This window comes from Mycolicibacterium llatzerense (assembly GCF_000878195.1).
Lineage (GTDB): Bacteria > Actinomycetota > Actinomycetes > Mycobacteriales > Mycobacteriaceae > Mycobacterium > Mycobacterium llatzerense.
Map to the genome: position 1 here is coordinate 32,749 of NZ_JXST01000027.1, position 12,386 is coordinate 45,134.

Genomic DNA, 12,386 nt, shown 5'->3' on the forward strand with positions numbered 1-12,386 from the left:
ATGGACGAGTCCGAGGGTGGCCCGGTCGCCGAGGATGTGCGGCGCCGCATCGTCAGCATGCTCGATGCCGGTGCCCTGCGTCCCGGTGACCGCCTCGGCTCCGAACGTGAGATGGCCGAGCGGTTCGCCGTGTCCCGTGCGACGCTGCGCAGTGCCCTGGTTCCCCTGAGCCGTGCCGGAATCCTGGAACGACGGGGCGGCCGCGCGGGCGGCACCTTCATCAAGACCGTGCTCGTCGAACGCAACGTCGCCGAACTGTCCGGCCTGCCGAACCGGCTCAAACAAGGCGGACATTCCACCACCCGCAGCCGGGTGCTCGCCACGGCGTTGCGCGGTGCCACCGCCACCGAGGCGCAGCGCCTGGGCGTCAAGCCCGACACCGAGCTCGTCGTCGTGCAGCGGCTGCGGTACGCCGACGGTTTCCCGCTGTCGGTCGACTGCGCGCACCTGCTCGCCGAGCGGGTGCCCGATCTGCTGGAGCAGCCCCTCGGTGGCTCGATATACGACATTCTGGCGGTCCGTTACAACCTGGCCCCGGCGTCGTCGGTCGAGAGCATCGAGGTCGTCAGCGCCAATCCGCGTGAGGCCGCGTGGCTCGAAATCCCCACGCGCACTCCCCTGTTGGCGATGACGCGCGTCACCAGCGACGCCGACGGTCAGCCGTTCGAGTACTCCGAGGACCTGTTCCGGGCGGACCGCGTCCGGCTGGTCGCCAAGACGACGATGACGGCCGAGCGCGAAACCCTCGGCACCGACGGCCGCGTCGAGCTCACCGTCACGGCGTAGCAGCCGTCCGGCGCGACGGCCACCAGTTGTACTTGCCGACCAGCACGGCGAGCGCCGGCACGGTGACGGTGCGCACGATCAGGGTGTCGATCAGCAGGCCGACGCCGATGATGAAGCCGCCCTGCACCATCGAGCCGATGCTGCTGAACAGCATGGCGAACATGGGTGCGGCGAAAATCATTCCGGCAGAGGTGATCACGCTGCCGGTGCTCCGGACGGTGCGGATGACGCCCGAGCGGATGCCGTTCGGGGATTCGTCGCGGATGCGGGAGATCAGCAGCATGTTGTAATCCGCGCCGACGGCCACCAGCACGATGAACGCCATGCCCGGTGTGCTCGCCGCCATCGGCTGGCCGCCGAAGATCTGCAGCACGATCACCCCGATGCCGAGCGACGACAGGCACGAAAGGATCACGGTGCCAACGAGGTACAGCGGTGCGACGATGGCGCGCAGCAGCAGTACCAGGATCAGGAAGACCACGATGACGGTCATCAGCACGATGTACCGCAGGTCCTTGTTGAAGTAGTCCCGCAACTCCGCGTAGTACGGGGTCATGCCCGACATCGCGATCTTCGCGTCGGCGAGCGACGTATTCGCCTGCGAGCCTTGCGCGGCGGCGAGGATCGCCTTCACCTGATCCATCGCCTTGGTGTCATACGGGTTCAGCGTCGACTCAACCAGGTACCGCGCCGAATGCCCGTCCGGCGACATGAAAACCCGTGCCAGGTCTTTGAATTTGTCGTTGCCCAGGATTTCCGGCGAGATGTAAAAGCCTGCCGCGCCCGGCTCGGATGCGTGCAGCTTCATCGCGAGCAGGAACGCCGAGGCGTGCGACAGCCCCTCGCCCAGTTGCTTGGTCTGGTCGTCGAGGACCCGCAGCCCTTCGGCGATCTTCCGGCTGCCCTCGGCCAGCGCGTTGGCGCCCTCCTGCAGGGCGGCCATGTTCTGCTTCATCCCAGCCGGGCTACTGCCCGCACCACTTCCACCACTTCCGCCAAGGGAGCGAAGGGCTTTGGCCGCCGAGTCCAACGAGGGCTGCATCTTGTGCAGACCGTCGGACAGTCGCTGCAGTTGGTCCCGCTGTCCCGCACAATCCGGATCACTGTCGCAGCCGGGGTTGTCCTTCCGCTGCGCCAGCAGGGCATCGGCCATCGCGACCATGTCCTGGAAGTTCTGGCTGCCCGACCTGGGCGGGATGTTCGGCACGTCTCCGGAATTGCGCACGGCATCCATCTCCCGCTGCGCGTCCTGGAATTCCTGCGAGCTCTCGAGCTGGTCCTTGATGCTCGCCATGCTCTTGTTCAGGTTGTCGAGCACGCCCATGGTCTTGGTCAGCTGGGTACGCACGGTGGCCAGACTGTCGGCAAGCTTGCCGGCCCCGCCGACCAGAGCCTCACGTTGATCGACGCTGCCATTGATCTTCGACGTGGCTTCGGCAAGCTTGTTGCCGATCTCGCCGGCCTGGAAACTCAGCGTGGCCTGTTCCAGCGGGGCGCCGGTCGGCCGGGTGACACCGCGGACGGCGGCGATATCTGGCAGCTGCGCGACGCGCTGCGCCATCTGTTCGAGATCGGCGAGCCCCTTGGTGGTCCGCAGGTCATGCGGCGACTGGACGAAAAGGTATTGCGGTGCAGTCACACTCGCCGGGAAATGCCGTTCGATCGCGGCCATGCCGATGTTGCTCTCAGCCGAGGCCGGCAGCGCGGTGCGCGCGTCGTAGCTGGTGTGCAGCCAGGCCACGCCGGCGGCCAGCGCGATCAGCACGACGAGGCTGCCGACCAGGTGCACGACCGGGCGCCGCACGATGTTGATCCCGGACCGGTGCCAGAAGCGGCTGGTCAGTTCCTTCCTGGGCCGGGCCCAGCCGCGCCGTCCGACGAGCGTCAGGATCGCCGGCAACAGCGTGATCGATGACAGGAACGCCACCGCGATCGTGACCGCCAGCGCCGGCCCGGTGGTCGAGAACACCTTGAGCGTCGTGAAGCTCATACCAAGGAACGTCACCGCGACGGTGGCCGCGGACGCCGCGATCACCTTGCCGATGGCGGTCAGCGCCCGTGCGACGGCGTCGTCGGAAGTCAGTCCCTGCCTGAGGTATTCGTGGTAGCGGCTGATCAGGAAGACGGCGTAGTCCACGCCGGCACCGATCATCATGGCGCTCATGAAGACGACGGTCTGCTGCGAGATGGGCAGGCCCCACGTCGCGAGGGCCGCAACGCCCTGCGTCGCGGCGGCCTGTGACAGCGTGATGGTCGCCAGCGGCACCAGGATGGTGACGATATTGCGGTACACCACAAAGAGAATCAGCAGCACCATGGCGATCGTGGCGGTCTCGATGACCCGCAGGTCGCGCAACCCGAGTTGTTCGCGTTCTGCGACGGTGGCGGTCAGGCCCGTCATGTGGACCGTCAGGGTGGATCCCGCGACGGTGTGGTCGACGATGCCGACGACCCGCTTGTACGCCTCACTGGATTCCGGTGAGCCGAGCTCGCCCCGGATGCCGACGGGGATGAACCACGCCTTGTTGTCCTTGCTGGCCAACACCTCTCGCATGGGCGGCTGGGAGATGAAGTCCTGCACCATCACGACGTCGTGCGTATCGCGATGCAGACTGTCGACCAGGGTGCGGTAGACGTCTTCGTCGGCTTTGGTCAGCCCGCTCTCGTCGGTGAGCACCACCAGGGCGATGTTCTGAATCCCGGGTTCGTGGAACGCGGTCGTCATGTCCCGGGTCGCCGCCATCACCGCGGAGTTGGCCGGCAGCAATTCCTGGTTGCGGTCGCTCGCCAGCTTCATCAGCGGCGGCACGGCCACCGACAGCGCCACGACGAGCAGCAGCCAGGCGCCGATCACCGCCCACGGCCGGCGCAGCACCAGCCGCGCCAGCAGCTCGAAAGCCCCGGTGAACACACCCATGCCCGACCGAACCTTCACGTTGCCTCACCGCCCAGATGCTCGCCGTACTCGGCAAGCGCTTCGACGGTCAGCATCTCATGGTGGCCGCACGCCACCGCGTGCACCGCAACGTCGCCGGTCACCCGCGCGCGCCAGCTCTGCTCGAGGAACGTGCCGCGATCGGCGTCGTCCAGGGTCGCTGCGACCACCACGACATCACCGTGGAACTGCCCGGGCTCGTGCTCCCGGTACAGCGCGACGTTGGTGTCGAAGTTGTGCGCCAGCAGGTCCAGCAGTCCGTCGTCCACAACACCGGTGAGCTGGTCCCGGTCGACGGCCTGGTTGGCGACGCGCAGGCTCGGCTCGGCGTCGAGCAGTACGAGCCGCTCGACCACCGCACCGCGCCGCTGCAGCTCCACGGCGACCGCGTGCGCCACCACACCGCCGAACGACCAGCCGAGCAGGTGGTACGGGCCCGACGGCTGCTCGGCCTGAATCCGGTCGGCGTACGTCGCTGCCATCTCGCCGATGGACCGCGGTTGGTCGGTGGCGGGTTGCTGGATGCCGACGATCGGGGCGTCGACGTAGCCGCCGAGCACCTGGTACGGCCAGCTGACGCCGCTCACCGCATGCAGGCAGAACAGTGGAACGCCAGTACCGGTCTTGAGTACCTGCACCGGCGCGATCTCGGGTGCGGCCGCATTGTCCGCCGTCAGCCGCTCGGCGAGTCCCTGCACGGTGGGCGTCTCGAACACGGCCGACACCGACAGCTCGATGCCGAGGTCCGCGCGGACCGCCGCGACCAGGTGCATGGCCGAGATGCTGTCGCCACCAAGGTCGAAGAACGACTCGTCCACACCGACGCGCTCGACGCCGAGCACCGCGCCGTAGCCGGCGGCCAGCGCTGCCTCGATGGCAGTGCCCGGCGCGCGGTAGGCCCCGGCCCGGTATTCGGGCGCCGGTAGCGCGCGGACATCGAGCTTGCCGTTGGTCGTCACCGGCAGCGCGGGCAGCACGACGATGGCGGCAGGGACCGCGTGGGCCGGCAAGTGCTCGGCCAGCTGGGTGCGCAACGTCGCGGGATCAGCCGTGCCGGTGACGTACCCGACGAGACGCTTGTCGCCGCTGCGGTCCTCGCGGGCGATCACCGCCGCCTGCTCCACGCCGTCACGGCTCGCCAAAGCCGTTTGTACTTCACCGAGTTCGATGCGGAAGCCACGAATCTTGACCTGCTCGTCGGCGCGGCCGACGTAGTGCAGCTGGCCGTCGGTATCCCACCGCACCAGGTCCCCGGTCCGGTACATCCGCTCGCCTGCGCCACTGAAAGGGCAGGCCACGAAGCGGCCTGCGGTCAGCGCCGATCGGCCGGCGTAGCCGACGCTGACGCCGTCGCCCGCGACGTACAACTCACCCACGACGCCCGCGGGTACGGGGCGCAACCAGCCGTCCAGCACGAACAATGCTGTGCCGGGCACCGGCGTACCGATGGGCACCGAACCTGTTCCCGGCGTGAGGATTCCCGTCATCGCCGCGTACACCGTGGTCTCGGTGGGACCGTAGGCGTTGATCACCGAGTGCCCGCACGCCGTCCACCGGTTGATCAACTCGACCGGGCACGCCTCGCCACCGAGCAGCAGCGCCAGCGGTTCCAGCTCCTCGGGCACCAATACACCTGCCGCGGAGGGGGTTTGGGTGAGCACATTGACGTGTTCGGCCACGAGCAGTCGCTGGAACTCATCCGCTGCGGCCGTCACCGACTCCGGCACGATCACCAGGCGGCCGCCATGCAGCAGCGCGCCCCAGAGCTCCCACACCGAGAAGTCGAACGCATAGGAGTGGCACTGCGTCCACACCGGGTCGGCGGGCAGGCCCGCGAGCGGAACCCCGAACTGCCGGGCCACGTTCCCGTGCGCCACCGCGACACCCTTCGGCACACCAGTGGTGCCGGAGGTGTAGATCAGGTATGCGACGCTGTCGGCGTCCGGTACCGGAAGTCGTGTGGCGGAAAGGTTTTCGGCCGCGTCACCGACGAGGACCGCACCGTCGAAGCCGGCGAGCCGGCCGGCCAGGTCTGCCGTGGTGACCGCGACATTCGGCGCCGCGTCGGACAGCAGGAACGCGAGCCGCTCCGCGGGCAGTGCCGGATCAATCGGCAGGTAGGCCGCCCCGGTCTTGAGGACCGCGACGATCGCCACGACCGCGTCGATCGACCGGCCGAACAGCACCGCCACCGGTTGGCCGGCGCCCGCCCCGTGGCTGATCAGCCGGTGCGCCAACCGGTTCGAGGCCTCGTCGAGGTCGCGGTAGGTCATCGAGCGGCCCGCGGCGGTGAGCGCGACAGCGTCCGGTGTCCGGTCGACCTGGGCGGCGAACAGCTCCGGGATCGAAGCCGGTGCAACAGAATCGGCCGCTGCGGCACGGTTGCCGACCCGGTCCAGCTGCGACTGCTCTTCGGCAGCAAGCAGATCGACCGACGACAGGTATTGGGTGGGCGTGGTCGTCATGGCCACGAGTACCCGCTCGAATCGTTCGACCAGCGCGTCGACGGCGGCCGAGTCGAACACCTCGGTGTCGTACTCGACGCGCAGGCCCAGTTCCTCGCCCGGCATGGCCTGCACCGTCAGCGGGTAGTGATTCTGCTCATGGCTGCTGAACTCGGTGATGGTCAGCTCGCCGACACCGCCTGACGCAGCGGCGCCCAGCGGGTAGTTCTCGTACGCGAACAGCGTGTCGAAGAGCCTGTCCTGACCGGTGATTCGGTGCATCTCGGCCAGCGCCAGGTGCTGATGATCGAGGGTCCGGTTGTGCGCACCCTGCAACTGGTCGAGCAGGTCCGCGGCACTGGTGGTCGCGGTGGCCGCGGCCCGCACGGGCACGGTGTTGATCATCAGACCGACCATCGAGTCGGCCCCGGCCACATCGGTCGGACGACCAGAGACGGCGGTGCCGAACACGACGTCGTGCCGGCCGGTCAGCTGCATGAGCAGTTGTGCGTAGGCGCCCTGCAGGACGACGTTGACGGTGGTGTGACGCGAGCGTGCCAGCTCGCCGACGGCCTGGGTGGTTTGAGCCGACAGCGCAACGGATTTCACGCCGCGGGCACCTGCTGCGGTGCGTGGCGCGACCAGCGTCGGGTCGTCGACGCCGGCCAGCACCTCGGCCCAGGCAGTGCGTGCGGCATCGAGGTCCCGCTCGGCCAGCCAAGTGACGAAGCGGCGGTACGGCACCGCCGCGGGCAGCCGGTACCCGTGATAGCCGGCGAAGATCTCGCGCAGCAGGATCGGCAACGACCAGCCGTCCATCACGACGTGGTGGTTGGTCAGCACCAGCCGGTGCCGGTGTTCTCCGGTGCGGATCAATGCAACCCGGAACGCCGGCTGGTCGACCAGCTCGCAGACGGCCGCACGTTCGGTGGCGCGGATGCGCGTCACCTCGGCATCTGCGCCAACCGCCGCGGTCAGATCGATGACCTGCCAGGCGATTTCCGGCGACGTCGGAATGACCTGCACATCGAGTCCGGGGTGGAAGCGGGCGGCCAGGTTCGGGTGACGTTCGGCCACCATCTGCACGGCCTCCCGCAGCCGGTCGGGGTCGAGCGGTCCGGCCAGGGTCAGGTCCAGCTGCACCGCATACAGATCGGCGTCCGCACCGGACTGCGCGGCGTGGAACAGCAATCCCTGTTGCAGCGGGGTCACCGGCAGGATGTCGGCGACCGGGTACTCACGCTCGAGCTCGTCGATCTGCCGCTGGTCCAGCAGCGCCGGTGCGATATCCGACGGCGTCAGACCGCCGCCACCGGAGCGGACCAGTGCGCAGATACCTCTCAGCGCGTCGAACCACAACCGGCTCAGCCGCTCGACCTGCTCGCCGTCCAGCGCCGACGGCGCCCACGTCCAATTGGCATGCAGCTGCGGGCCGGCTTCGGTGTCCACGGTGCCCGCGTTGAGCTCCACGGTGTGCATCAGTGGCATCGGTACCGCGGTCGCTGTGCCGGTGACCTCGGCTGCAGCCGAGCTGTCCCGGCCGACCTGCCACAGCTCGTCGGACAGCTCGGACCCACCGCCGAGTCGGCCGAGGTAGTTGAATCCGATTGCCGGATCGGCTGTTTCGAGGTCGACAGTGTCGTTGAGGTATCGCAGCAGACCGTAGGTCAGCCCATCGGGCAGTGCCCGCAGTTGCTCCTTGGCGTTCTTGAGCACCGCGGCCAGCGCGGCGTCACCGGATGTCACCTGCGTCCACGAGACGTCACCGACCGTGACGGCTACCGGGTACTTGGTGGTGAACCAGCCGACGGTGCGTGACAGGTCCAGCTGATCGGCGATGTCGTCGTGGCGTCCGTGACCCTCCACGTCGATGCCGATGGTGCGGCCGCCACCGACGAATTCGGCCACGGCCAAGGCGAATCCGATCAGCAGCACGTCGTTGATGCCGGTATGGAACGCCGCCGGCGCCTCGCGCAGCAGCGTCTGCACGGTGTCGACATCGTCCAGCGTGACCGATAGCTGCCCGGCCGTGGCGAACGTGTCTCGCTCCGGCTGAACGGCCGGCAGCAGCGCCGGCGTCGCCGTCACCTGTCGCCAGGCCTCCGCCTGTGCAACCACCTCAGGTGCGGCGGCGTGTTCGACAAGCACCTGCGCCCAGCGCTGGAACGAGGTGCCGTTCGCCGGAATCTCGATCGGCTGGCCCGCACGGGACTGCAGCCAGGCGACGTTCAAGTCCTCCAACAGGATTCGCCACGACACCCCGTCGACCGCCAGGTGGTGGATGATCAGCACCAGCTGACGCGCCGGCGCCACCCACAGTGCGCTCAGCATCTCGCCGGCCGCCGGGTTCAACCGCGACCGCGCCGCGACCACGGCGTCCTCGGTCAGCTCGTCGACCGTGCGCAGGTAATCCGTGGCATCGACCGTTCCCACTTCGGGCACCTGCAGCGTCCAGCTCGCGTCGGCCTGCAGGCGCAGCATCGCGTGCCGATCCATCAAGGCCTGCAACAGCATTGCGACGTCGGTCTCGGTGACGCCCGCCGGGGCCTGCACCACCATGGTCTGGTTGAACTGGCCGGTCGGGCCGTCCACGCCGGCCAGCCACCGCATGATCGGCGTCGCGACCACCGGCCCTACCCCGTCGTCGATGACATCGGCTGTGTCGCTGACGGTTCCGACGACCAACGCCAGCCGGGCCACCGTCTGCTCGACGAAGACGTCGCGCGGCCGGCAGGTCAGGCCGGCAGCCCGCGCCCGGGCCACCACCTGCATCGACATGATGCTGTCGCCGCCCAGCTCGAAGAACGAGTCGTCCACACCGACCCGCTCGACGCCGAGGACGTCGGCGTAGACCGCGGCCAACGTCTCCTCGACCGGCGTGCCCGGCGCCCGGTACTGGTCGACGTTGCCGTAGGTCGGAGCGGGCAGTGCCCGCCGGTCCAACTTGCCGTTGGGGGTCAGCGGCAGCGTCGCCAGCCCCACCACGGCGGCCGGAACCATGTACGCCGGAAGGTGTTTGGCCACCGCAGTTCGCGCCTCGGCCGGGTCCGCGGTGCCGGTGATGTAGCCGACCAGTCGCTTGTCCCCGGGACGGTCCTCGCGCACGATCACCGCGGCCTGCCGGACGCCGTCCAGACCGGCCAATGCCGTTTGCACGTCACCCAATTCGATGCGGTAGCCGCGAATCTTGACCTGCTCGTCGGCACGGCCCAGGTACTGCAGCTGACCATCGCTGCCCCACCGCACCAGGTCGCCGGTCCGGTACATGCGTTGTCCCGGTGCGCCGAACGGGCACGCCAGGAAGCGCGAGGCGGTCAGTCCACCGCGCCGCACGTAGCCCGCCGCGACACCCGAGCCGGCCACGTACAGCTCACCGACCACACCGACCGGCACCGGGCGCAACCGCTCGTCCAGGACGAAAGCTGCCGCCCCTGAGGCCGGGGTGCCGATCGGCACGGCGGGTGACCCCGACGTGAGCGGCGCGCTGACTGCCGCGTAGATCGTGGCCTCGGTCGGGCCGTAGGCGTTGATCATGACGCGGCCGGTGTTGTTGCTGTCGGTCGCCCAGCGGTCGACGAGTTCGGGTGGGCACGCCTCGCCCGCCACCACCAGCGACGTCGACTCCAGCCCCTGCGGGGACAACATCATTGCAGCGGAGGGGGTTTGGGTCAGCATCGTGACGCCCTCGGCCACCAGGAGTTCGTGCAGCTCCTCAGGCGAACGGGCCACCGTCTCGGACACCACGACCAGGCGTCCGCCATGCAGCAGGGCTCCGAAGATCTCCCACACCGAGACGTCGAAGGCCAGCGAGTGCCACTGGCTCCAGACGCGGGACGTCGGCAGTTGGTCGCGCAGCTGCCCCAGTAGCCCGACGACGTTGCCGTGCGTGATGGCGACGCCCTTCGGCACACCGGTGGTGCCGGAGGTGTAGATCAGGTAGGCGACGTCACCCGCGTCGGGCGCCGGAGGCGTTGTGGCGGGCTGGTTTTCGATATCGGCGTCGGCCATGTCGATGACCGGTCGGCCGAACCCGGCCAGCCGCTCCTCCAGATCACCGGTGGTGACGGCAGCGACCGGCATGGCGTCGGCGAGCATGAAATCGATACGGGCCGACGGCAGCGCCGGGTCGATTGGCAGGTAGGCCGCCCCGGCCTTGAGCACCGCCAGGATCGAGACGATGGCTTCGGCCGACCGGTGGCACAGCAATGCCACGGTCTGGCCGGGGCCCGCGCCATGCCCGATCAACCGGTGCGCCAACTGATTTGCCGCCGCATCCAGCTCCGCGTACGTCAGGGTCCGGCCCTGCCAGGTGAGCGCCCCGGTGTTCGGGGTGCGGGCGACCTGGGCGGCGAACAACTCTGGAATGGACCGGGACGCTGCGGCCGGCGCGGTCAGGACCGCGCGGTGGCCGAGCGCGTCGAGGTGCGCCTGTTCGGCGTCGTCGACCAGACTCACCGACGACAGCGGCCGCTGCGGGTCGGCGGTCATCGCCGCCAGCAGCAACTCCATCCGGTTGACCAGGGCCGCAACGGTTTCGTCGTCGAACACGTCGGTCCGGAACTCGACCTCGCCGCCGATACCGGCGGGTTGCCCTGTCGCAGTCCAGCGTTCGGACAGCGAGAAGGTCAGGTCCATGCGGGCGGACTGGGTGCCCAAGGGGATCGACGTGACGTCGACGCCCTTCAACCCCGAACCGCCGGCCGGATCGGTCAGCCCGGTGAAGTTCTGCCAGGACAGCATGACCTGCACCAGCGGATGGTGGGTGAGGCTGCGCGCGGGGTTGAGCCGCTCCACCAATACCTCGAACGGCACGTCCTGGTGCTCGAAGGCCTCCAGACTGCGGGTCCGGACCTGGTTCAGCAGCTCGGTGACCGTCGGGTCGCCGGTCAGGTCGGCGCGCAGCACCAAGGTGTTGACGAAGAAGCCGACGAGATCGTCGAGAGCGGGATCACGCCGTCCGGCGATCGGGAAGCCCACGGCGACATCAGCATTCGTACTGACCTTCGCGAGCGTCGCCAACAGTGCGGCCTGGACCACCATGAAGGTGGTCGCGTTGTGCTCCCGGGCCAGCCGGGCCACCTGCTCCTGCAACTCGGCAGGCCATTCGACGGCGACCGTCGCACCGGCCATGTCGGCCACCAGCGGGTAGGGCCGATCCGTGGGCAGCTGCACGCGCTCGGGCAGCCCGGCCAGTGCGTCCTCCCAGAACGCCAGCTGCGCGGCCACCCGGCTACCGCTGTCATCGAGACGGCCGAACTGTGCCCGCTGCCAGAGCGTGTAGTCGATGTACTGCACCGGCAACGGCGCCCAGTCCGGTGCCTGACCGGCGCACCGGCTGGCGTAGGCCAGACCCAGATCGGCGACCAGCGGCCGCAACGACCAACCATCGGCAGCGATGTGATGCACCACGGCCACCAGCACGTGCTCGTCATCGGCGACACGGAACAGGCGCGCCCGCAACGGGATATCGACGGCCAGGTCGAAGGTGCCGCGTGCGGTGGCCTCGAGGGCGTCCTGCAGTCGGCCGGTCGACCACTCCGTCGCGTCGACCACGTCCCAACCGAAATCGGCACGCGCCGCGGGGATCACCACCTGCTGCGGGGTGCCGTCAGGTGCGGTGAGCAGCGTGCGCAGGCTCTCGTGCCGGCCGACGACGTCGGCCAGCGCTGCGCCGAGCGCATCGACGTCCAGCGTTCCGCCGAGCCGCAGGGCCGTCGCCATGTTGTAGACCGGCGAGGGTCCCTGCACCTGGTCGACCAGCCACAGCCGGTTCTGCGCGAACGACAACGGCACCACGTCCGGACGTTCGCCCGCGGTCAGCGGCTGCAGGCCACGCTCACCCGCGACGATGCGCGGGGCCAGCTGGGCGATGGTCGGTGCCTCGAACACCGCGCGGACCGGAAGATCAACGTCCAGTGCGGAATTGATCGCCGCGACCAGCCGCATCGTCGACAGTGAGTCGCCGCCGAGATCGAAGAACGAATCATCGACACCGACCCGCTCGATGCCGAGGACCTGCGCGTACACGCCGGCCAGGATCTCCTCGGTGAGGCTGCCCGGGGCCCGGTACACGCCCGCAACGTATTCCGGTTCCGGCAGCGCGCGGGTGTCGAGCTTGCCGTTGACCGTGACGGGCAATGCGGACAGCCCAGCCAGGTTGACTATGGCGGCCGGGACCATGTAGCCGGGCAGACGCTGCGCCAGCGTCGCGCGCACCTGCG

General features: G+C 69.0%; 3 protein-coding genes (1 of these 3 running past the window's edge). 1 reads left to right on the top strand and 2 read right to left on the bottom strand.

The features are described 5' to 3' along the window. A complete protein-coding gene (locus TL10_RS18860) occupies positions 1 to 786 on the top strand; it encodes a GntR family transcriptional regulator (RefSeq protein WP_043986826.1) in 786 nt (261 codons plus the stop codon). Here the strand turns inward: TL10_RS18860 and TL10_RS18865 are convergent. Together TL10_RS18865 and TL10_RS18870 are read right to left on the bottom strand one after the other, a co-directional pair. Further along, positions 776 to 3,721, bottom strand: coding sequence for an MMPL/RND family transporter (locus tag TL10_RS18865; protein ID WP_234711479.1), 2,946 nt, complete (start codon positions 3,719 to 3,721; stop codon positions 776 to 778). The two genes, TL10_RS18860 and TL10_RS18865, sit on opposite strands and share 11 nt — an antisense overlap. Continuing rightward, a protein-coding gene (locus TL10_RS18870; RefSeq protein ID WP_043986828.1) for a non-ribosomal peptide synthase/polyketide synthase crosses the window boundary here: on the bottom strand, positions 3,718 to 12,386 show its final stretch. The gene runs 22,324 nt beyond the window's last position; 8,669 of the gene's 30,993 nt are visible here — the last part of the coding sequence; its start codon lies beyond the right edge, outside the window; it ends in the stop codon at positions 3,718 to 3,720. Before TL10_RS18870 ends, TL10_RS18865 begins: the two co-directional genes overlap by 4 nt.

Excerpts from the sequence above, each read along its gene's own strand:
- TL10_RS18860 (WP_043986826.1), top strand. The coding sequence starts at position 1 with ATGGACGAGTCCGAGGGTGGCCCGGTCGCCGAGGATGTGCGGCGCCGC.